The sequence below is a fragment of the Actinophytocola sp. NPDC049390 genome, from assembly GCF_044466355.1.
GTDB lineage: Bacteria > Actinomycetota > Actinomycetes > Mycobacteriales > Pseudonocardiaceae > Actinophytocola.
The window spans coordinates 1,016,191-1,039,978 of record NZ_JBITMQ010000001.1 but is presented as its reverse complement, the minus strand read 5'-3'; the positions used below and the strand labels follow the sequence as shown (position 1 = coordinate 1,039,978).

The 23,788-nt window shown below is 71.4% G+C and carries 9 protein-coding genes; all 9 read right to left on the bottom strand.

What is annotated here, in order from left to right; all coding sequences use genetic code 11:
- Positions 1-40: 40 nt before the first annotated feature.
- The 9 genes from ACIBVP_RS04695 to eccD are packed head-to-tail and all read right to left on the bottom strand — an operon-like array spanning position 41 to position 23,736.
- Positions 41-14,815, bottom strand: coding sequence for a protein-glutamine glutaminase family protein (locus tag ACIBVP_RS04695; RefSeq protein WP_396104583.1), 14,775 nt, complete (start codon positions 14,813-14,815; stop codon positions 41-43).
- A gap of 9 nt (positions 14,816-14,824) precedes the next feature.
- The gene (locus ACIBVP_RS04690; protein ID WP_396104582.1) at positions 14,825-15,136 is read right to left on the bottom strand and encodes a hypothetical protein; all 312 of its coding nucleotides are present in this window, start codon (positions 15,134-15,136) and stop codon (positions 14,825-14,827) included.
- The gene (locus tag ACIBVP_RS04685; protein WP_396104581.1) at positions 15,133-15,528 is read right to left on the bottom strand and encodes a YbaB/EbfC family nucleoid-associated protein; all 396 of its coding nucleotides are present in this window, start codon (positions 15,526-15,528) and stop codon (positions 15,133-15,135) included. Before ACIBVP_RS04685 ends, ACIBVP_RS04690 begins: the two co-directional genes overlap by 4 nt.
- 8 nt (positions 15,529-15,536) lie before the next feature.
- Positions 15,537-18,227, bottom strand: coding sequence for a hypothetical protein (locus ACIBVP_RS04680; protein ID WP_396104580.1), 2,691 nt, complete (start codon positions 18,225-18,227; stop codon positions 15,537-15,539).
- Positions 18,228-18,247: 20 nt separating this feature from the next.
- On the bottom strand, positions 18,248-20,233 hold the full coding sequence (locus ACIBVP_RS04675; RefSeq protein WP_396104579.1) for a hypothetical protein: 1,986 nt from the start codon (positions 20,231-20,233) through the stop codon (positions 18,248-18,250).
- 51 nt (positions 20,234-20,284) lie between these two features.
- A complete protein-coding gene (locus ACIBVP_RS04670) occupies positions 20,285-20,575 on the bottom strand; it encodes a WXG100 family type VII secretion target (RefSeq protein WP_396104578.1) in 291 nt (96 codons plus the stop codon).
- Positions 20,576-20,607: 32 nt separating this feature from the next.
- Positions 20,608-20,895 carry a hypothetical protein gene (locus ACIBVP_RS04665; RefSeq protein WP_396104577.1) on the bottom strand — a complete coding sequence of 96 codons (288 nt, stop codon included), beginning with the start codon at positions 20,893-20,895 and terminating at the stop codon, positions 20,608-20,610.
- Between the two features lie 41 nt (positions 20,896-20,936).
- Positions 20,937-22,271 (bottom strand): type VII secretion protein EccB, encoded by a 1,335-nt coding sequence (gene eccB / locus ACIBVP_RS04660; protein ID WP_396104576.1) that lies wholly within the window; start codon positions 22,269-22,271, stop codon positions 20,937-20,939.
- Between the two features lie 49 nt (positions 22,272-22,320).
- Positions 22,321-23,736 carry a type VII secretion integral membrane protein EccD gene (eccD, locus tag ACIBVP_RS04655; protein ID WP_396104575.1) on the bottom strand — a complete coding sequence of 472 codons (1,416 nt, stop codon included), beginning with the start codon at positions 23,734-23,736 and terminating at the stop codon, positions 22,321-22,323.
- Positions 23,737-23,788: the final 52 nt, after the last annotated feature.

Genomic DNA, 23,788 nt, shown 5'->3' with positions numbered 1-23,788 from the left:
AGACACGGGCCAGCACCCACCGGGAGTTCACTCCGGGAGTTCACGCCCCGGCGACCGGCTCCGGACGGCCGCGCGGTGGGAACCGCAGCACCTCCGGCACGACCACCGGTTCGCCCTCGTCCTCGTCGTCCACCGCGTCCGGGCCGATCACCAGCGCGATCACGTCCCGGCCGGTCATCGCGGCCAGCTCCGCGGCGACCGCCGCGGTGACCGCGGCACCGACCAGCCGCAGCCCGCCGAGCGACGGGACGAGGCGTCCGTTCGTACCCGGCACCGGGATCTCCTCGCCCGCCGCCGCGGCGGCGCGCATCCCGTGCTCCCGCGCGGCGCGCTCGTACTCGGCCGTCTCGTACGGATCGGTACCGGTGGGCGGGGTCGGCGCGGGTTCGTCGTCCATGACGTAGTTCCCGTCGGCGTCGAGCGGGATCGCGTACACCCGGTGAAGCCACGGCACCGCGTCCGGCGTCGCCGGGGTGACCGTGCCGTCCTGCGCGTCGACGAGGAGGACGGAACCGTTGTGGTTCACCACGTTCCACGCGTGTCCCGGGTGTGCCGCGCCGCTGCGCGGGAAGCCGAACACGAGCGCGTCCGCACCGTGACCCGCGCGGTTCACCCGTGCGATCACCTCCCCGAGGCCCGCGGGCCCGCGGCTGAGAAGCTCTGGCGCGTAACCCAGTTCCTCCGCCGCGGCGCCCGCGCCACTGCGCAGGCCGCCGCGCGCGCTGCCCGCGACGCGGGGCGCGCCGTGGTACGTCGCGTGGAAGGCGAGCGCGGCGTCCACGCAGTTGATGTCCCGGCCTGCCGCGGTACGGGCCGGGTTGATCAGGCCGGCGAAGGTCACGGGGTCGGCGAACCGCGTGCCCGGCGGGACGACGTCGAGCAGCGCGATGGTGTCCTCCGGGGACGGTTCGACCAGCCGTTCCGGCACGGGCCGCACGTTCGGCGGCTCAGGTGTGGTGACCGGACCGTCGTCGGCCTCGAACTCGTCGCGGGATCGCTTGCCGGGCCTGGACTCCGCCGTCTCGTCGGTGGCGTGGCTCGGGTCGACCACCGGCACGTCTGTGCTCTCGTCCACCGGTGTCGTGGGTGGCCGCATGCCGATCGCGTCGGTCGGCGGGCGCACCGGCTTCTTGCCCTTGTCCCCCGGAGCCAGCTCCGGTTCGGGTTCCGGTGCGACGGCCGCCGCTTCCGCCTCGTCCGCCTGCCTGATCGCCTCCTGGATCATGCTCAGTTCCGGGCCCGTGACCGACCTGACGGGGTTCGACGGTCCTGCCTCGGCCGGGGTCCAGGCGGGCTCGGGCCGACGCGTCGTTTTCGGTTCGGCGCCGGTCTTCGTCTCGGTCTTCGTCTCGGTCTTCGTCTCGGTGGACTCCGCGGCCTTCGGCTCCGGCAGGTCGCGCACGGCGTCCTGGACGCCCGTGGCCGTGAACGGGTTGCCCTGGGCCACGGTGTAGGTGACGGGGCGCATGTCCGACGGCAGTGAGCCGACGAACGTCGTCACGTCCGCCTGGGAGACTCCCGGTGCGATGTGCAGGTTCCGGCCGCGTGGTCCGGTCACCGCGGCGCCCGGGGTCGGCGCGGGTTGCCCGGACGGGTGGATGGTCGCGCCGTGGGCACCGGGCGTCACCGTGTACGGCTGCGCGGCGGGCAGCTTGTCCGCGTGCTCCCACACGTCGCCGAGGGTGAGCAACCCCTTGTCCAGCGCCGTGTTCTCCCACACCCGGACCTTCACGTCCGAGAACGTGCCGATCTTCACCGTGCTGTCCGGCCGGTGTGTGCGCCCGCCGAACGCGTCCTTGATCGCGGTGAGCGGCCGGTGCGTCCAGTTGGAGCCGTGCCGCTTGACGGTCGAGTAGAAGTCGGCGTGGTCCACGGTGAACAGGTACGACCGGCCTTCGTACTTGCGGCCGGCGGCCCCGCCGGTCTTCGACGACGTGGCGGTCACCTTGTCGTTGCCGATCGCCTCCGACGCGGGCGGTCCGAAGTTGACGGTGGTCGGCGCGGGCCCGGCCGCGTTGTGGGTGTTCGCTCCGCTCGTCATCACCGCGGGACCGAAGTTGGTGCTGACGGTCTTCGTGGTGCCCTTCGGGGTCGCGGTCTCGGTGTCCTTGCTGAGGTTCATGGTCGTGTCGGACGGCAGCGCCTTGTCGAACGTGAGCCCGCCGTGGAGGTGACCGGTGAGCTGGTAGTCGAACAACGCGTCGTAGAACGGGTGTTTGCTGCCGAGGATCCGGCCCACGCGGTGGTTGCCCCCGCTGAACACGAAGTTCGACACGTTGTGCACGGTCGTGCCCTTGACGGCGTTGTGCAGGATGTACTCGGAGTTGCTGCCGGGCCGGGTGTACTCCGACCGGACGGCGGCCGACTCCGCCACCTCCCGCGCCGAGGGGCGTTGCGTCGTCGGCTGGTCGCCGGACAGCTGCGCGTACGCGGTGTCGTGGATCGCGTTGACCGCGTCGGTGCCGATGGCCTCGACGCGCCACCCGTCGTGGGGACCGAACAGAGGATTGGTGTCGGCGGGCGGGCCAGCCTGCACCTCGAACTCGGGGGCGCGGGTCGGCCGCGTGAGCGGCGGTGCGGCCTTCGCGCTCGGCGACACCAGGTCGACCTCACCGCGGAGTGTGACCGGCCGGGTGGCCGGTTTGTCCCAGGAGATGTGCTTCGGGATGCCGAGGCCGACCGTGTCGACCGCGGGCATCGGGCTGCGGCGCCGCGTGATCTCGAGGGTGTGGACGACCTGCCTTGTGTCCCGGCCGACCTTGTCCGTGTCGACCTGGGTGGTCTGTTTGGTGCTGCCGCTGCCGTCCAGGACGGTCTCGGTCTTCCAACTGCGGGCGCCGCCCGCGATCTGTGGTGCGAACATGCCGCTCGACGCGCCCGCGTTCGGCGGCGCCTGCTGGACCACGCCGTTCGCGTCCGGTTGCCCGGGCGGTGTGGCGGCGGTCTCGGCGTGGCGCACGCCCACGGTGAGCGCGCCCGCCAGCGACCAGGTCGTCGCCTCCTGGTCGGTCCTGGACACGCTGACGTAGTCGGCCGTGGACTGCTTGTCCGGCACCAGCTTCTCGATCGCGGGTCGCGGTGGCACGTCGGCGGCGGGCGTGGTCCGGACCCGGATGTCGACGACGTCCTCGAACGCCAGGCCCGGGTCCGGCACCGAGATCAGGCCGCCGTGGCCCTGCTCGCCGGTCAGCGGGTCGCGCAGCCACACGTTCCCGGCCGGGCTGTTCAGCAGCAGGTCGATCTGGTCGACGACCTCGGCGCGCCATTCCTTGTCCGTCACACCCAGTTCCGTCAGCCGGTCGCCGACCTCGTCGAGCGAGTCGGTCAACCGCGTCTCCAGCACCGACGTGTCGCTGTAGGACGCGTAGTCGTTCCCCGTCAGCAGGGTGTGCGCCGGGTCGTCGACCGGTGTCTTCGGCTCCGGCCGCAGCGCGGTCAGCTCCGGCGGCACCGGCAACCCGAGCTGGGTGAACATGTCGACGGCGTGTGCCACCGGCATCTCCACGAGGATCCCGTCCGGTTCGTCGACGGTCACCGGCACGTCGGCGAAGTCGCCGCGGTGGAACATGTTGCGCAGGTTCATGTCCGCCGAGTACCGGTACCGCACGTCCATCGCCACGAACGCGGTCGGACCCTTGTACTCGAAGGCCTGCTTGCCGCCGCTGGTGAGGTCGAGCGCGTGGCTGCGGCCGTACTTCCCGCCGCCGCCGACCACACCGTTGACGATCGCGCCGGTTCCGTTCTCCCGCCTGGGGAGGACGCCGCCGCTCACCTCGCCGTCGAGGGACACGCCCCACGACTTCGTGCTGCCTGCGACCTGGTCGCCCGCGTGGTTGCGTTTGAGGGTGCTCTCGGGCCGGACGTCCACCAGCCGCGGCGACGAGTACTCGGCCTTGCCGGTCAGTTTGCCGTTGAGGTCCGACAGCCTGCCTTCGCGGAGCATCTTCCCGGTGGAGTTCGGTTTGCCGCCGAAGCCCTGTGCGGCCGTGCCGCGGCTGCCCACCCTGCCGATGAAGTCGCGCACGGCGCTGCCGGGGGTGGTGCCGGGGCGGGTCAGGTCGGAGCGTTTGTAGGTGTAGTTGGTGACGTGCGGGCTGCCGTCCGGGCCGGTTCTGGTGTCGGTGACGTCGTTCTGCCCCCACGACGACCAGTTGCCGCTGCCCTTCGGCGGCCTGCGTGTCACCGGGGCCGGTTGCCCGGCCGCCGCCGCTGTACCCGCTGCCGGGGTGACGCGCTTGGCCAGCGCGATCTCCACGCCTTCGGTGCCGTTCGGGCTGATCCGCACGTGCTCGATGTTGGTGTACTCGCCGAACCACGCCGGGTCGATCGTCGGGTTGGGCGCCGGGGGCGGCGTGCCGAGGTAGACGCCGGGCGTCATCGGCGTCATCGTGCTTCTCGGCAACGGGTTCGCCGCCCAGCCGAGCTTGTCGGCGGGGGTGGTCACCGTGATCGCGTCGGCCACGACGCCCGCCCGGATGTCGGGGTGGGTGTTGTTCCCGGTCAGTGCCTGGGCCACCGCGGCGGTCGTCGGACCGGAGAGCCTGCTGTGCGCGTTCGGCCCGAACAGCAACCGGTCGCCGAGGAACACCCGCTGGGCCCAGTTGGGCGCGGGAGTCGTCCGGTGGACGACCACGAGGTGGACGGAGCCGTCGTAGTCGCGCATCTCGCCCGCGTACGTGGCGGCACGGCCGTCCTTGCCGGAGTACCCGGACTTGTTGGAGATCCCACCCTCCCAGTTGAGCGCGATCGACGCGCGCGGCGCGGCGGTGGCCCTGGTGGGGCCGCCCTGGTACGGCTCGGGGTTACCGGCCTCGGGGGTGGTCTTGGGCGCGTTCGGGTTGGGGCTGTCGGTGCCGACCGGGAGGTACGCCCCGCCGACCCCGGCCCGCGCGGTCCGCGTCGAGTTGTTCACGCGGCCGACCTTGTCGGTGTGCTTGTCCTCGGTGCTGGTGTCGGTCCGGCCGGACGGCGTGGTGGCGGCGGGCGGCGCGGGCACGGCGTGGATGTCGACGATGTGGGTCGTGCCGCCCTTGGTCCAGACGGCCTGCGCGCCGCCGTGCATCGCGTCGTAGATGGTGTCGCGGGCGGTGTTCTGCGAGCTGAACAGGGCGGCGATCGCGGCGCGGCCCTTGTCGCTGAGCCCGTTCGGCGTGTCCGTGAACGCGCCGGTGACGAAGTTCTCGACCGCGTCGGTGTCGACCGACGTGATGTCGTCGCGGCCGAAGATGTACCGGGTCCCTCCCGGGCCCGCGGTGCTGCCCGACAGGTGCGGCGGCAGCGGCAGCCCGAGCGCGCGGGCCTGCGCCACCGGCACCTTGACCATGCCGGACACGGTGTCGTGCGCGTTGGTGCCGCCCTGGTCGACGCGCATCGGGCGGTCGATCTGGTAAACCAGTTCGGTGGTGGTGCCCGACTGTGTCACCGAGTCCTCGACGCCGGGCGTGCTCGCGCTGGTGAGGCCGGTGCTGAAGTCGGCGAAACCGCCTACGTACCAGCTCTTCGGCCCGCCGTAGACGCCGAACCCGAAGGTGGCGTCGCTGCCGCGGACGGTCTGCCAGGCGGTGCCGTGGGTGCTGCCGCGCGAGACGTCGGACGACGTGGTGCCTGCCAGCGTGATCTGTGCGGGGCCCGCGGGCGTGACGACGACCGCCGTCCCGTCGACCGTGACGGTCTTCGGCCCCGTGCCCCGGGTGAGCAACAGCTCGCCCAACGTCGCCGCGCCGTCCGGCGAGTTGCCGAGCAGGTCGCGGAACGCCGGTGGCACGGCCGCGGGCGCGTTCCGCACGCCGTCGTAGTCGTTGTCGGGCAGCGGCGCCCGGACCGGGTCGACACGGGTGATGTCGGGCAGCCGCAGCCCGGCGTCGATCGAGCTGGTCACCGGGCCCGTGCCGCCGGGCCCGGACAGAGTCAGCGAGAGCGTGGTCGGCACGTACGCGGACCGCTCGGACGACGTCGAGCCGCTCGTGGTCGTCGACGACTCGAACTTCTGGCTGCGCTTGCCGGTGACCCCGACGTAGGCGATCGGCCGCATCACCCCACCCGCCACGTCCAGCGGGGAGATGAACAGCAGGGGGATGCGGATCGGCACGGTGCTCGACGTCGCCTCGGTCTTCGGGACGCTGCTCTCCTCGGCCGACTGGGACTTGATCCCGGCGGGCTGCTGGTGCTGCGGCGCCGTCCGGGTGTCGGCCGGGCGGTGGAGGTCGACGTGGACGGTGACGTCGACCGTGCCCCTGGGCGTGGTGACGCTGATGGTGCCGCGGTTGATCGCGTCGGTGACCTGCTCGTCGCTCATCGCGCCGAGCTGGTCGGCGATGTCGGCGCGCGGCAGGCCGGACGCGTCGGCGAGCCCGTCGATCAGCTGGTCGCGGCCGCCGAGCGTCTCGATGTGCAGTTCGGAGTTGTGCGGCAGGAACGACAGCATCGTGAGGCCGCGTTCCACCTTGGCCTGTTTGGCCGCGTCCTCGGCGTCGGTCTTGGCCGCCTCGGCGTCCGCCACCGCCTTCGTCGCGTCCGCACGGCTGGTGTTCGCGGCGGTCCGGGCGTCCCGCGCGGCGCGGACGTGGGTGTCGATCCGGTCGAGGTCGGTGTCGAAGGTACGGACCGCGTCGTCGTACCGGTTCCTGGCGGTCTCGGCGCGGGCGCCGAGGTCCGTCGCCTGTGCGGTGAGCGTGGTGACCTGGCTGTCCAGCCCGGTGATCCGGGTGTCCAGCTCGGTGATCCGGTCGTCCAGTGTGGTGATCCGGGTGTTCAGGTCGTGCCGCTGGGCGTCGAGTCGGTGCCGGTTCTCGTCGGTCACGGGCTGTGCGTCGACCTCGTCGCGCTGGTCGGCGAGGTCGTCCCGCTGCGCGGCGAGCTCGTTGCGCTGTCCGGCGAGTTCGGTGCGGGTGCCGGTGATCGTGGTGATCTGCCCGGTGATCGTGTCGCGCCTGCGGGTGAGGTCGGTGAACAGGTTGTCGGCTTCGTTGGCCCGGTTGGCGGCGTCCCGCAGGTCGGCGAGCACCGTGTTGGCCTGGGCGGCCGCGGTGTTGGCCTCGTTGAGGGCGTTCTGGGTTCTGGTGTGGGCGTCGGTGATCGTGATGACGGCGTTGCCCGCGGTGTCGAGCGCGGACGTCGCCGTGCCGTGGGTGTCGCGGGCGGCCGTCATGGCGACCTCGGTGGCGCGGGCGTGGTCGAGGTCCTGCACGGCCTGGCGGTGGGCGATGTCGGCCTGCGTGACGTCGTGCTCCGCGGCTCGGGCGTCGCGGGCCCGTTCCCGCTCGATCCTCGCCCAGCGGCGAATGCCGTCGTCCGAGTTGTTCTCCCTGGCCTCGGCCAGCCGGTCGGCGGCTTCCTCGTGCCGGTTCCTGGCGCCGTCGAGACCGTCGCGGGCGGCGGCGAGGCCCTCGGTCGCCGCGGTGAGGTTCCGCTGTGCCTGGTCGATCCGGTCGGGGTTGGGGCCGAAGGCCTGTTCGGTCGCGACCACGGCGCCCCGCGTGTCCCTTGTGGACCGCTCGATGGTGTCGACGTGGCGCTGCGCCTTGGCGTTGTCGGTCTTGATGGGGCCGAGGGTGGACGCGATGTCGTCCCGCGCCTGGGCCGCGCTGTCGACCGCTTCGGCCGCGGCGGTGATCCGGTCCGCGAACGGGTTCGGCCGGGTCTCCCGGCCGGATTCCCGCTGCTCGGTGCCCTCGGTCGGCACGACCGTCTCCGGGGACGTGGACTCCGGCGGGAGCGGCCCCAACTCGATCTCCTCCGGCGCGGCGGCGAACTCGACCCGCTTCGGTGCCGCGGGCGGGTTCGGGAACGCCTCCTCAGCCGAAGTCACCTCGATGACCGGGAGGTCCTGCACGGGCGTCACCTCGATCACCGGGACGTCCTGTGCCGGAGTCACCTCGATCACCGGCACATCCTGCGCCGGAGTCACCTCGATGGCCGGGACGTCGGTCGTGAACGCGGGTGGCGGTTCCGGCGTGCCGGTCCTGGGCTCCGGTGGCGCGGGCGATGGCGAACCGGTGCCGGAGCGTTGCCCCTCCCCCGTCTCGTCCGGGCGGTGGCCGGTGCCGAGCTGGTCCGCGAGACGCTGTGCCAGCGCGTCCGCGCTGTCGTGCCCGCCGGACAGGTGCCGGAGGCCGACCACCGCCATGATCTCGCCGAACATCGAGTTCGCCGGGTTCCTGTCCTCCGGCAGCCCGTGGTGGCGCTTGACGATCTCCGCGACCTCGTCCGCGGCCGCGTCGTAGGCCGCCTTGCCGTCGGCGTTCAGCGCGTCCGCCACCGCCAGCGCGCGGGTCACCCGGTAGGTCCACGGCCCCGGATTCGACCCGGCGACGGCGTCCGGGCGGGCCGCGAGGTTCCTCGCCAGCTGGTCGGCGTGGAAGTGGCCGTAGCTCTGGTACTGGAGCGCGACCGCGTCCACGATGTCGTCGAACGCCACCCGGCCGGGGTCCCCGGCGGGCGGCGGCGGCAGGTGCCGTCCGGTGATCACCTCAGCGGCCGCCCAGGCCACCACCGGCTTCTTCTTCCTCGGCGGCATCCCCGGCGGGAACTCCAGGCCGCGCTGCGCGTCGGCAGGCCGTGTCTCGTCCGTCGAGGCGATGCTGTCCGTGTCCGTGCCCCGGATCCGGCCGGTCAGATCCATGCCCTGGCCACGTGCGAGCGCGTCGGCGATCTGGTCAAGCGACCGTCCACCCTGGAACAACTGGTCCATGTCCTTGAACGCCACCGGCTGGAAGCCGGATTCCAGCAGCAACCGCGGCAGCAACAGGTGCACGTTGAGGCGGCGGTTCGTGTCGTTGAACGGATGCACGATGTGCACGGTGCGCACCGCGCGGCCGATGGCCCTGAACCGGTCGGCGTCCGTGCGCGCGTTCGCCATGTCGTCGTAGAACTGGTTGAACACCGCGTCGACGAGTCCCCTGACGTCCTCGAACGCGTAGTTCGTCGTGATGTACGGCCGGTTGCCGGTCCGGTCGATGAACGCGACCGCGTTGCCACCGAAAAGGTAGTCGCCGCCCTCGACCAGCAGTGGCCGGCCGGCGACCGTCTCGGTCAGGACGTCCGGGCTGGGGTTCTCGGCCCGCAACGGGAACGTCGTCGCCTCGTGGTCCTGGGCGGTCCAGTTGGTCTTGTCCTTCAGCGAGGAGTTGACGACGTCGTGCATCTGTTCGTACACGTCGGCGGTCAACCGTTGTTCGGGGAACTTCTCCGGGTCGAGGAACTTCTCGTACGCCGCCTCCATGCTCGCCTGGAAGCCCGGTGACTCGTCGTGGTCGTAGAACGAACCGGGATCGTGGGGGAACAACGCCTCGGCCAGGTCGAAGTGCGCCGGGTCGAGGTAGAGCCGGTACCAGTCCTCGCGCGGCAGCACGTCCGTGAGGGCGCGGTGCGGTGCGGGCGGGGACGGCTGCTCAGCCAGGCTCGCGGCGTCGTCCGTGTCGTGCAGTGACTCCGCGTCGCTGAACGCGTCGCCCAGCCAGTTGTGGTACTCCACCGACGAAAGGCGATCGTTGGCGGTGTCCAGCGCGGACGTCGCGGCGGCCACCCGGTTCTCCGCCGCGGCGATCGCGCGTGGGTCCGGCGGGGTCACCGCGCTCGCGCGCGCCAGCTGGTTCTCCGCCGCGTCCAGGCGCCTGCGCGCTGCGTCGACCGCGGCGTGTGCCGCCTCGTGGCCGGGTGACTTCGGTGGGTCGGGGAACTCGCCGAGCGGTGCGGGCAGCGGCCCCGCATCGGATTCGAGCGCGTTCATGCGGTTCTCGATGAGCCACATGTTGCGGGGCTTGAACGACGCGTCGGCGTCGGCGACGTGCTCGGTCATCGGGCCCTTGTCGGACATGACGTGGCCCTTGCCGTCCTGGTGGTTGAAGACCGGCCGGACGTCCCCGGTGGCGAGGTACTCGTCGTGCATGCCCTGGAAGTGGCCGACCTCGTGGCCGAGTTCCCGCGCGGTGGCGTCGGCCGACCAGTTCAGCTGGTTCATCGAACTCCGCGGTACGCCGACGTTGATCACGCCGTGCGCCTCGGCGGGGTTGTCGGTGAACTCCACGGACACGTGGAACTGGCGGCCGCCCGCCGTCCGGTAGCCCTGGTTGTACATCTCGTCCACACCGGTCCGCACCCGCTCGCGCAGCGCGTCGATGTCGACGTTGTCGTCGCCCGGGTCGAGGTGCAGCTTCGTGGTGTGGTGCTCCACTGGCACCGTCACCCGCACCGGCGTGCCGTCCGGGCCGGGCACCTCGTGCTCCACGTCGAACCGGCGGATGTCGTAGCCGATCGGCCCGCGCCACACCGAGCCGTCCGTCCGCAGGCCGCCCTGTTCGCCGCGCACCTGTCCCACGACCGGGTGGGAACCGGCCGCGTTCTCGATCACCTGGGGCGGGACGCGGTCGGCCTTCGGGTCGAACCACGTGGCGTTCTCGGCCGTGCTGTGCCGCCACGACTCGTCGTTCAGGATCTGCTCGGCCGGGTTCTGGTTCGCCCGCTTCGGGCTCCAGTCGACGTGCACGTCCGCACCGTCCGCGCGTCCCGGCTGTGCCTTCGCGTCGATGCCGTGGTCCGCGAGCGCGTCCACGATCACCTGCGCACCGTCGCCCGACACGGTCACCGTCGGCGGCAGGTGACCGTCCTGCGCCCGGGTCTGCGTCGCGTTGGTGAGCACGTCGACCAGTGCGTCCAAGGTGGTCCGCTGCTCGTCGCCCAACCGGGTGCCGTCCGGCCCGAAGGTGAAACTCGCCTCCGGCGCCGGTCCGAAGGAACGCTCCGGCTTGTCCGTCGGCCCGCTCTCCGCCTGCGTCTCGCGTGATGTCGGCTCGGGCAGTGGTGGCGCGGGTGGTGGCGCTGCCGGTGGGTTGGGGAACGTCTGGTCGTTCCCTGTCATGCCCAGCAGCTCATGCAGTTCCAGCGTCCGGCCGGTGGCGGGCGCGCTTGCCGGGTTCGGTTCACCGGCGGGCGGATCCTGGGTGGTGGCGCTGCCGCCGGACGGGCTCGGGCTGGGTGGGGGCGTGCCGACCGCGGCGCGGATCGAGTCGAACGCCGTGCCCACCGGATCGCCGTTCTGGCTGTACCACCAGTCGGGCGAGCCGAAGTCGCCCGCGAGGGTCTCCGCCTGCTTGATGGCCGCGTCGGCGTTTTCGGTGTCGTACGTGTGCGCCACCAGGTCCGTGATGACATCCAGCAACGGTGCGCGCAGATTTCCGCCCGGCAGGTCCTGGTGGACCTTGTTGACGATGTTCGACGCCGTGTCCATGGCCATGTCCCGGCGTTCCGGTGACAGACCGCCGAGGTGGTCGCGTATCGCCTCGATGTCCTCCCGCACCGAGGGGATCGAGTTCAGCGCCTGCGTGGGCAGGTCCCCCAGCTTGCCGGCGAAGTCGGCCTTCGCCGCGCGGCTGAGGTCACGGAACCAGTCCTGGGCGGCGGTCAGGTCGTTGTTCTGGAGTTGGTTGTTCGCCAGGTTGAACCAGGCGTTCTCGGTGCTGGGCAGTGCGTCGACCCAGTCGCGGAACTTCTGGCGTTTCGACGCCTCGACGGTGTACGCGGCCATCATGTTCGCGAGCTGATCCGCGACCTGGTCGGCATCGGCCTTTGAGGCCGGGCCGATCACGTCACCGTCATCGGTGAACTTCGACCAGGGCGGGAACATCGCGAACGGGTCGGTGATCAGCACCCGCGCCTCTCCGGGCACGAGACTGCGCGCGTTGAAGGGGTGGCGATACGGCTTCGGGTTGGTCAGGTCCTGGTCGGCGAAGCCGTCCTCGACACCGGCCAGCTCAAGCCATTTCCGCAGGTCCAGCACACCCTTGCCCATGGCGGGGTCGAGCACCACGTGCCTCGGCGGCCCGCCGCCGGGTGACGGGATCGCGATCAGCGGGGCAACGTGGTAACCCCAGATGACCGGTCGCGGGTTGCCCGTGGTGGCGCCGTACGCGTTGCTCGACATCGTCTTCAGCGCCGGACGGCCACGCCCGACGAACACCTTCCGGACGTCGATGCCCTTGGCCTGCAACGCCTCCGTCCATTTGTGCGCCCGGTAGTAGCAACCGTCCTCTGGATGCCGGGTCGGCATCGGCAGGTTCCCGAACCTCGGGTGGTGGAACGTCGAGTTCACGAACTCGGTGTAGAGCGCGGACGGGTCCGCGTCCGCGGGCGCGATCGGCGTCCACGCCGGCGCCGGGGGAACACCGTACGTCGGGGTCGACGGCGGGACCGTGTAGTCCCGGATACCGCCGGAGTCCGCCATCGTCACGATGCTCGGCGGGGCGATGGTGTGTTCGGGGTTCTGGGACAGCTGGTAGCTGTCGGGGACGGACCGCGAACGGTCCTGAGTGACCCCACCGAGCGCCGCGACTGCCTCCCCCGAGGTGGCCACCCGGGGTGGCGCGGCGGGCGGGTTCGGGAACTCCTGCGACGCGCTCGTCATCTCGGGCGCCCTGCTGCTCGGCGTGGTGCCCGTGGACCGCGCCGGTCGCGTGCCGGGCGGGGCCGTGCGCGGGGTCGTCACCGGCGAGTTCGCCGACGGTTGCGTGACGGGAGGCGCCGAGTTCGGTGTGCCACTGGTCGACGGCTGCGTCACGGGAGGCGCCGAGTTCGGTGTGCCACTGGTCGACGGCTGCGTCACGGCAGGCACCGGGTTCGGTGATCCACCGGACGCCTGCGTCGTGTTCGGCGACGTGTTCGACGGCTGGGAGGTGCCGGAGGTTTGGGTGCTCGCCGGTGGGGCGGCGGGCTGGTTCGTGGTCGGTTCCTGTTGCACGACGGGCGGCGGCGCGAAGGTCGTGTCCGGCCCCTGCGGGTCGGTCTGCTGCTCGACAGGTGCGGGCCCGTTGTTCGCACTCGGCGGCTGCTGTGTGGGCTGCGACGTCTGGCCGCTGCTCGGCGACGACGTTTCCGTGCCCCCGGCGTTCGGCTGCTGCGTGACCGGAGCTGTCTGCCCACCGCCCGGCTGCGTGACCTGACCGTCGCCCGGCCCGCGTGATACGGGGGCCGTCTGCCCGTCGCCCGGCGACGGCGTCCCACCAGTCGGTTCCTGCACCACCGGCGGAACCTGACCACCACCCGGCGGCTGCGACACCGGAGCCGTCTGGCCATCCGCTGGTGGCGTCACCGAAGGCTGCGGGTCCGCTTGCTGCGGATTCGACGCCACCGGTGGCGAGGTGGTGTTGTTCCCCGACTGGCCCGGCTCGGTGCCGCCGGGGCCCGTGACGGTGCGGTCCGTCGGCTGGCTGCCGCCGATGGGGCCATCGGTGACGCCGTTCGATCCCCTGTCGGTCTGGCCGCCGTCGCCCACACCGGACTGGCCATCGTTCGAGCCGATCGGACTGTCGTTCGGCCCACCGCTGGGCCCGCCAGCGGGACCGTTACCCGGCCCACCGGAAAGACTGTCAGACGGACCGCCGACAGGAGCGTTACCCGGCCCACCAGTTGGACCGCCACTCGGCCCACCGACAGGACCGTCGCCCGGCACACCAACGGGACCGCCACCCGGCCCACCGACAGGACTGTTGCCCGGCCCGCCAGATGGACCGCCACCCGGCCCACCAACCGGACCGTTGCCCGGCCCACCAACGGAACCGCCACCCGGCCCACCGACAGGACTGTTGCCCGGCCCGCCAGATGGACCGCCACCCGGCCCACCAACCGGACCGTTGCCCGGCCCACCGACAGGACTGTTACCCGGCCCACCAACCGGACCGCCACCCGGCCCACCAACGGGACCGTTACCCGGGCCACCAACCGGACCGTTGCCCGGCCCGCCAGACGGACCGCCGGAGGGGCCGCCCGAGGGGCCGCCGGACGGGCCCGCGTTCGGGCCCGCGTTCGGACCTCCGGAAGAACCCCCGGCACCACCCGACGGGCCATCCGACGCGGTGCTGTCGACAGGACTGTTCGGAGGGTTCCCCGACGGGCCGCTTCGGTCGTTGCCGCCACCACCGCTGTCGGGGCCCTTGCCACCGAACAACTTGTCGCCGATGGAGCTGCCTGCCACCTCGGCGCCGCCGGACGCGGCGCCCGCCGTGGCCGCGTACGGGTTCAGCTCGAACTCGCCCTCCGTGGCGTACTTGTAGAGCGCCTCGGTGATCATCTCGTGGAAGGCTTCGGTGCCGATCTCGGTGATGTTCTTGATGGTGCTCTTGGCGAACGCGCTGGTGACGATGTTGCTGAGGCCCCCACCGATGATCTTGCCCAGCCCGCCGATCGGCAGCGCGAGCGCGGCACCCATGGCACCGACACCGGCCGCGTTGGCGGTGTGCTTGGTGTTCCACTCGTGCCGGGTGCCCATGGCGAACTGGATCGTCTGGGCGGCGGCGTCGATCAGCAGCTGGAACGCGATGCTGAACACGGCAACCTGCAGGACCTGCAGGATGATCCGGCGGAGCAGGTTCTGGATCATGAACCGGACGATGGCGAACCGGGCCGCGAGCCACGCCATCGTGGCGCCCCCGGTGAACGGGGACATGGCGATGGCCCACGCTATCTCGGCGATCAGCGCGATCAGCGACAGGATGATGACCAGCTTCATGTACTCGACGTCGAGTGCGAGGTCGAGCAGCGTCTTGGCCAGGTCGTTGAACAGCTGCGCGGCCACGTCGATGAGGTTGTCGCCCTCGATGAACGGGGACACGCGTTCGGCGAAGGCTCGTTCGGCCTCGCCGGCGAAGTTGGCGCGGATCGCCGCCACGGCGCCGCGCAGGCCCACGGCCAGCTGGCCCAGGTCCTGCGCGGCGGCCGCCCACTCGGCCGCGAGTGCGCGCAGCTGGTCCTCGTCGGCGTCCGGCCACTCCTCGCCGGTGAGCACCTGGAACAGCTTCGCCACTTCCGGGCTGACGGCCATCGCCATGGCGGATCCCTACGCGTTCGGTGCGGTGTGGTCGGCCTCGTTGTTCGTGTCCTCGAAGTTCCGCGCCACCTGGAGCGTCCGGTCGGAGTAGCTGCCCACGATCTCGTTGAGCATCACCAGGAACTGCAGCGCCTTCGCCTCGCCCGGCTTGTAGTTCGTGTTGTACTGCTCGCCCATCTCGCCGCCGCCGCCCGCGTGCCGGTACAGCGAGACCGCACGGTCCACCCTGCCCGCGATGTCCTTCGCCAGCCTGGACCACTCGTCGAGGTTGATGCCGCCGTTCGTGAGCGCGGCGACGTCGACGTAGAGGCGGTCGCTCATCGCGACCACCGCCCGACGTCCGCGATCGCCGAGTCGATCATGGCGTCCAGGTCCGGGCCGGTCTCGCGCAGCCGCTCGAGGTCCACGCCGTCCGGGAGCAGACCGGTCATCAGCTCCTGCACCGAGGCCGCGGCCTTCCCCTGCGCGTCCGCGACCACCTCCACGATCTTCGCGCACAGTTCCTTGGGCGCCATCTCACGCCACCGCTGGCCCTTGAACGCCAGCTCCGTCAGCCGGCCCTGACCGTCCACAGTGGCCTTGATCAACCTGTCCTTGGTGGTGGCGCTGGCGGCCACCTCCTCGACCTTGCCGAACGCGGTGGCGAGCTGTTCCTGTCTGGCCCGCAACTGTCCGATCGCGTCGTTCATCTCGTTGTGCAGTGGGGAGAACATCCGACCTCCTAGCTGGTCGCCGTCTGCTCGGCCGTCTGGTCGGCCTGCTTCTCCGGCTGTTTGGCCTTGTCGGCCGGCTTGCCGCGTGGCGTCGTGGAACTGACGTGCACGTGGGTCGGCGCGAGTGGCTCGTCCGCGGAGAAGTCGATGTCGTTGGGCAGACCGATGACGCCGTTGCCCGCGCCCGGCTCGGTGCCCCAGACCTTGTCGTCCTCGGACAGCCAGGTCTGCCGTTCACGTTCCTTGCTGCCGCCCTGGTTGCCGGGCATCATCGGCGGCATCATGGGTGGCATCATCGGCGACCCCGGCCGCTGCCCGCCGCCGCTGGCGAAGGCGGACCCGTCGGTGTCGGTGTCCTGGCTCTGGCCGGACCAGTCCGACCAGCCCTCGCCACCGAACCCGCCCGTCGCACCGTTGCCGCCGCCCGGCAGGTTGCCGAACCCGCCCCCGGGCGCGCCTCCGCCACCGCCGCCGCCACCGGGCAGGTTCGAGACGTCGCCGGGCATGTTCGTCGAGCCACCCGGCATGTTCGTCGCGCCGCCGGACGGGTTGCCGTTTCCGCCGGGCAGGTTCGAGAAGTCCCCGGGGAGGTTGCTGCTCCCGCCGGGCGGGAAGTTCGTGAAGTCGCCCGGGAGGTTGGTCCCGCCGCCGGGTGGGTTGTCCAGCCCAGGAAGGTTGCTGAAGTCGCCCGGCGGATTCGTGCCGCCGCCGGGCGGGTTCTCCAGCCCAGGAAGGTTCGTGAAGTCGCCGGGCAGGTTGGTGCCGCCGCCCGGCGGGTTCTCCAGTCCCGGCGGGAAGTTCGTGACGTCATCCGGCAGGTTGGTGCCGCCACCGGGCGGGTTCTCCAGCCCAGGGAGGTTGCTGAAGTCGCCGGGCAGGTTGCTGGTGCCGCCCGGCGGGAACTCGCCGAGGTCGGACGGCAGGTTGCTGGTGCTGAACGACGGGCCCCCGTTCGCCGGGTCGAACGGGTCCGTGATCGGGTTCCCGTTCGAGTCCACCAACCTGTTGTTGACTGGCGGGTTGTTCGAGCCCGTCGGGCCGACCAGACCGCCCGGCGGGACGAACGGGACGGGACTCCCCGGGAGGTTGTTCCCGCCGCCAGGCGGAAGGTTGCCCGTGACGGAGTCCGGGAACGGTGGCAGGTTGCCGTTGCCGCCTCCGGGTGGCTGGTTCCCGCCACCGAAGGGCGGCGGCACGTTCCCACCACCCAACGGCGGCTGGTTCGCGCCGCCGAACGGCGGTGGCTGGTTCCCACCACCGAACGGCGGCGGCACGTTCCCACCACCCAACGGCGGCGGCACGTTCCCACCACCCAACGGCGGCGGCACGCTCCCACCACCGGTCGGCGGCGGCTGGTTCCCACCACCAAACGGAGGCGGCTCGTTCCCACCACCGAACGGGGGCGGCTGGTTGTTGCCACCAGGCGGGGGCGGGAAGTTGCCACCACCGGGCGGCGGCGGGAGGTTGCCACCGCCACCAGGAGGCGGGACGTTGCCGCCCCCCGCGCCGCCACCGGTCGGCGTCGGCTTGTACGGGGTGAGCGCCTTGAGGGGGGCGATGGTCCTGGCGTACGCGGACGCCAGGTTGGCGATCAGTTCCCCGGCCCAGGTGTCCAGCGGCTTCATCGTGGTGCGCACGTAGTTGCTGATCTTGACGTTGATCGCGTCCCATGTGGCCTGCTGGTCCAGCGGGCCGCTGAGCACGCCCAGATCCGTCGGGAGCGGCCCGCCCGGAGTGAACCTGTACGCCGGGTCGGTCCAGTCCATGGTGAAGCTGGTGTTGGTGGACCACGAATGCGCCGCGTAGCTGTTGCCCTGCGTGTGCGAGCTGCTCGACGAACCGACGACCTTCGGTCCCTGCACCGCGTCGGAGCTGTAGCTGGAGATCACGTTCTTGATGTGGGTCTCCGCGTCGGTCCTGCTGCCGTACTCCACGAGCAGGTCCAGCACGTAGTTGGGCTCGCCGTGCACCAGGCCCATGCCGCGCAGGTACCTGCTGACGTTGGCGATGACCGCGTCCATGGTGTTGCCCACGATGTTTCTCAGGCCGCCGACGTACAAGGCCCACACGAAGGCCATGCTGGTGGCGAACCGGCTCAGCGCCTCCGCTGTCGTCTCCAGCGCCTGGGAGGTCTTCCGTTTGACCACCACCTCGTCGTGCAGGTAGTCCATGTGGTCCGCGAGCCGTTCCACCGCCTGCTGGATGGCGTACGCGGCCTTGCCCTTGAAGGCCGAGTCGTCACTGGTGAGCTTCTTGACCCACTGCCGCAGCGTCTCCTCGTTGGTCTTGAGCCAGAGGAGCCACTGGTCGACCACCTGCTTGCCGGAGTGCAGCTTGTTGACGTCCATCAGGCCGTACCTGGCGCCGGCCACCTCGTCCATGCCGTCGTTGATGCGGTTGACCGCGGTGGTCCAGTTGCCGGCCTGGACGTCGTCCCGGTTGACGTTGACGTACCAGATGTCCCAGGCGTGGTAGGTGTTCGCGGTGCCGCCGGACTGGCCGTCGGTCTGCTCGTCGCCCGGTTTGGGTCCGCCTTCTCCGCCGACGACGAACCAGCCCTTGCCGGGCACCTGCCCGGTGTCGAGGATGCCGCGCAGGTTCACCCCGTTGCCGGTGACCGCGAACAGCACCTGCTCGAAGGTCACGTTCGAGTAGTCCTCGCCGGTGATCTTCGGCGGTGCGCCGAAAGGATCAGTCACAACTCACCTCCTGCGGACGGTCACGCGCCGGAAAGTCCGCCGTTGAACCCGGGATACTCGGTGGTGAACTTCGTCGCGTCGTAGGCCGCGAGGTCGTCGGTGTTCTTGAACACGGCCTTCGCGTCCTCGAGAGCGTCGTGGAAGCTGGACAGCGAGTCGCCGAGGCTGGTGGTCTGGGTGTCGACCGAGCCGCCGAAGTTGCTGCCCCTGCTCACCAGATCGACCGCGGGCTGCCATGTCTGGCCGGAGGGCTGCAGTTTCAACTCGCTACCGAGGTACACGTCGCCCATGACGACGGAGTTGAACACGCCTGCTTCCATGTCCGCGATCACGTTGATCAGCTGGTTGTACTGGCCCTCGTCGAACTTGACGTTGGGGTCGGGGCCGACGTTGCCGTCCGTGGGCGGGGCGGTGGTCTGACCGTACGTTCCCCCGAAGTTGTAGGGATTGTTGCCGGGGTTGGTACCGACCGACTCCGGGCTCCCGACGACCGGAGGCACCGCCGTGGTGCGGACCGCCGGGGTGTTCTGCGAGTTCACCTCGGTCGGGGGCGGGACCGGCGGGTTGCCCGCGCCCTCCTGCCCCGGCTGCGTCGAGGTGACCACGGGCGGCGGAGCGGGCGGTGGAGTGGGTGGCGGGTTGCCCGTGTCGCTCCGCACCGGCATCGGCGCCAGCATCCGGTGGGCCCGCTCGGTTTCGGCGGGCTTCGACGGTGGCGGCTCGTCCTCGTTCGGCGGGGCGGGTGGAACGAGCTGGGTGGCGGGCACCCGCTCTCCGTTGAGGACGGTGCGGGGCTTCGGGGTGGACGTGGTCGGCGCCAGCCTGGCGACCTGGGCGGGCTTCCCCTGCACCGGGTCGGGTTCGGCGGGCTTCTCGAGCCTGTTCGCCCTCGACGGCGGGGCCATCGTCTCGCCGGGCGTGTGCCTCGGGGCGTCCGGCGCGCGCTGCCGGACCGCGTACGCGGTCTCGGGCTCGGTGACGGGCCGTTCGGTCACCGCCTTCCACGGCCGGTCCTCGCGCGGCGTGCCGTCTCCCCGGGTGTCCGGGTCGTGCCTGCCCTCGCCCTTGCCTTCGCCCTTGCCCTTGTCGTCGCCCTTGTCGTCGTGGCGGCAGTCGTCCTCGTCGTCGCCGCGCCGGTCATCGCCCCGGTCTTCGCCCCTGCCGTGGTGATCGTCGTCGTCGCGGCCGGGACGTTCCCTGTCATCGTCCGGCCCGCCGCGGTCCTCGTCCTCGTGGTCGTCCGTGTCGGTGACCGGCACGTTCGTGGCGGTGTCCTCGTCGTCGGACACGCGGTCGAAGTCGTGGTGGTCGCCGCAACAGCAGCAACACGAGTCGGAGTCGTCGTCCGTGCGGACGGGATCGGTCACGTCGCCCGCGGGCTTGACGGAACGCACGAATTCACGCGGCTCGCCGTACTCGACCGGGACGTCGTTGTCGACGAGCCGCACCTCGTTGTCGGGTACCGCGTCACGGCCGGGCACGGCATCGTGGTCAAGCCTCGGCTCATCGTCCTGGGCGCGGTCGCCCGAGCGTTCGAACTGGCGGTCCTCCTGGCCGTCGTGCGTGTCACCGCAGCACCGGCAACTCGTGCGCTCGACCGGTTGGAGTGGTTCGAGTGGTTCGATGCCGCGTTCGGCCGGTTCCAGCCGCGCGGGCAGGAGGCGCGGCTCAAGCGGTGTGCCGGGTTCCGCCGGGATCGCGGGCTCCAGACGCTCGAACGTTCGTGGCACCGCGGTTTCCGCCAGGGTCGCGGGGATCGCGGGCGTGGCGACCTCGTGTGCCGTGACGGCCATGGTCGCGCCGAACGGCTCGACGACGGTGTCGGCCGGGAGGACCGGCACGTCCTCGGTGTGGGCAGGCACCCTCGGCTCGCCGGGCGTGGCCGGCTGGTGCGACATCGGCATCCCCATCGGCGGCAGCAACGGAGTCCCGACGGGAGCGGACACGTTCGTGTCCGTGACCTGTTTCTTCGCGGGCAGGATCTGCGCCGGATCCGTCTCTCCCACCGAATTCTCCTTCCAGCTATGCCGTCAACAGGAATGCCGATGTCACGTGGGTCAGCCGAGGAAGATGCGGGCGCCCGACTGGTCGCCGCCCTTGAAGATCTCGTGGATGTTGATCGACGAGACCGAGGTGACGTTGATCCGCTGGGTCATGTTCGCGTAGGCGGAGTTCCACTGCTGCTGGTTCTCCAGCCAGATGGGCGCGGCCTGGCCCCACGTCGCCTGGGGGATGTTCCTCAGGGAGGTGTTGAGTTCCTCGATGATGGTGCCGAGCTGGCCGACCGCTCGGTACAGCTGCTCGTTCACGTCGAGGTAGCCGTCGTGGTTGACGTCGAACGCGGTCATGGATGGGTCCCTTCTGGAAAAGGTTCGGTCGGCTACTGGGCCGCGCCGCCGGTCTCGACCTCGATGTTGCGGCTGAGCGCAAGCAGGCCCTGCGCCTTGGTGTTGAGCTCGGACAGCTGTGTGACGATCTTCTGGTAGTCGGTGCTCCAGTCGCCGAGCAGACCGGCGAGCTTCACCCCGGACGTCGAGTTGTTGACCACCGGCATCTGACCGGAGATCCCGAGCACGGCACTGTTCACCTGGTTCATCTGGCCGAGCGCGGTTTCGGTGGCGCCGATGACCTGCAACAGCATTCCGTCGTCGTAGCCGTAGTTCGCCATCAGGAAATCTCCTCCTTCGTTGTTTTCATGACTCGCCGGCACTAGCCGATGAGGTCGAGCACCGGTCCGGTCGGCAGCAGCGCCAACAGCTCCGCGGGGACCAGTTGGGCAGCGTCGATCGCATAACCCAGTGCCTGCGCGGCTTTCTCGTCGGCTACCGGGAACTTCGCGCCCGCTTCGGTGACCAGGTAGACACCCGCGCCGGGCACACCGGGCGCCGGTCGGGTGCGGGCGAGCACGCCCGCGCCGGGGGTGACCTCGACGAGGTCGGCCACCCGGCCGTCCCGCGTCACCCCGACCGGGTCCGACGAGGACCCGCTCATGCCGGGCGCGGCGACGAGCGCCGCCCGGTCGCCCTGCCAGCGCACGCACGGCACCTGGCCGGAGAGATCCATCGCGGCGGGCGGGTTCGGCGGCAGTTCCGACTGCCACACCGGCGCGGGGAGCACGTTCTGGTCCGCGAGCTGTGCCGGTGTGATCGCGATGGCAGGCGGCCGCGGCTGGTCCGGGTCGGCCCCGAGCAGCGTCGCGACCGTCGGCGACACGGGCACCAGCCCGCCTTCCGCTGCGACGAACGTCTTGTCCCCCACCGCGTCCGGCACGGTCACCAGCTGGCCGCCCACGGACGGCTGGCCCGCGACCACCGGGCCCGCGCCGCCGTGCGTCACCGGCGGGGGGCCGAGGTCCGGCCCGGACGGTAACGTGTTGAGCCAGGCCGAGTCCACCGGCACGGCCGCGTCCGGGTCCAGGCCGAGCGCGCGCGGCACCCACGGCGCGGTGATCCGCAACCGGGTGCCACCCCACGCCAGGTACCGTTCGCCACCGGCGCTGACCAGTACCGCCTCGTTCTCGCCGACCTCGCTGACGCCAGGCAGGTCGCCGACGGTGACCGCGACACCCGGGTCCTTGTCGTCAACGCCCGCGCACACCGTCCACGGCTGGTTCGACGGGTTGGTGGGCGGCAGCGTGTCCGGGGCGCCCGCGATGCCGATCGGCGCGCCCTTGGGGAAGTCCGCGAGGTCGGCGGAGCCGACCGTCGCGACCGGCGGGTTGCCTTCGACCAGCAGCCGCGCGGACGCGTAGTTGAGCACCGGCCGCAGCCGGCCGTCGACGAGCAGGTAGCGGTTGCCGGAGTCCTCGTCGACGACCAGGGTGCCGGGCTTCTCGCGCCAGTCGTCGCTCCCCCGGCCGACGAACAGGGCGACGATCAGCACGATCGCCATGACGAGGATGGCGACGCCGATGCCACCGGCCAGGCCGACGGTCGTCCGCCGCAGCGGACGGTCCGGCGCGTCCGGGTCCGTGCGGAGCACCGCGGCCTGGATCCGGCCGACCAGAAACGAATGAGCCTCGACCTGCTCACGCCTGCCGTACATCAGCGTCCTCCTTTCCCTTTCCGCACACGGTTCCCACGCCGGGAAAGGTTCACAGCCACGACGCGACCCACCCGTAGAAGCCGGTCACGGTCAGCACCAGCGCGAGGACGGCGAGGGCGCACATCCAGTGGAGGATGTCGCCGAGGCGCCCCCAGCGCGGCACGAGCTTGCGGCCGGGCAGCACCTGCGCACCGGCCACGGCGTTGCCCGCCAGGCCGAGCAGCCCGACGATCACGCACACCTGCCCGAGCAACGGCAGGTCCGTGGCCCAGCGCAGCAGCAGGGAGATCAGTGCCGCGCAGGCGGGCGTGAGCGCGGCGACGCGGTGCCAGGTGCCGGGCAACTCCCGCGACTGCAACAACAACAGCACGGCGACGACGAGCGTGAGCGCGATCGTGTCCCATTCGAGCAGCGTCGAGACGACCAGCAGTGCGCCCGTGCCGACCGCGCCGAGCGAGACCATGAACGCGGTCAGGTGCACGTCGGCGAGTGCCGCGCGGTCGAGCACGTCCTTGCTGGGCAACGGATCCAGGCCCTTCTGGAACTCCTCTGTCGTGGTCGGCACCGGTTCCGCCGCGAGCCCGGCCAGCCACGCGGCGAGCTGCGGCGCGGCCCGTGTCACGGCCAGCACCATCGCCACCAGCACGGCGGCGGTCGCCGGTGCGCTCAACCCGATCAGCAGGCCGGTCACGCAGCCGAGCGCGGTCAGCACCGCAGCGGCGGCCACCGCGAGGAACCCGGCGAGCGCCACCCCGAGGGCGGCACGGGCGATGGCCGCGCCCGCCGCGGTCGCCACGGCGGCGGCGAGCACACCGGCTCCGGTCACCCAGTCCGCCGGGGCCGCGGCACCGGCGGGCAACGCCAGACCGGCCACGCCGATCGCGGCCACGCCGACCGACCCGAGTGCCACCGCGGCGCCGCGGTCGTCGAGCAGCCGCGCCGTCACCGCGCCGCCCGCGACGAGCACCAGCCCGACGCCGGCCGAGGTGATCGCGGTGGTGGTGCCGGCCGCCGCGAAGGTTGAGACCAGCACGGCGAGCAGCCCGCACAGGGCGGCGAGACCGAGGCAGGCGCGGCGGGTCAGCGCGGGGCGCCAGCTGTCCTGGCGCGTGGACAGTCCGGTGTGGATGCCGTCGACCAGGTCGTCGAAGTCGGCGAGCGGCAGCTGGTCGTCACGTGGCCGCAGGTGCAGGACGTCGCCGTCGTACAGGCCCGCTGCGGCGGTGCCGTGGTCCTCGTCAAGCGGCGCCTCACCGAGCTTCTGCAGCACCCAGCCGCCGTGCGCGAGGCCGGTCGTGGCGAGCGCCGGGTCGAGGTGCCCGAGGACGGTTGGCATCAGGTCGGCGATCGGCACGTGCGCCGGCACCGCCAGCTCGACCCGTGAGGCCGGGCCGCAGATGGTGAGCCGGCACATCTCCCCGGAACCACCGGCCTGCTGGCTCGGCTGGTTCTGCTGCGTGGTCACCGCGCCATTCGAGTTCGTCGCCGCCATACCCCTGACACGGCGGCGTGCTCGC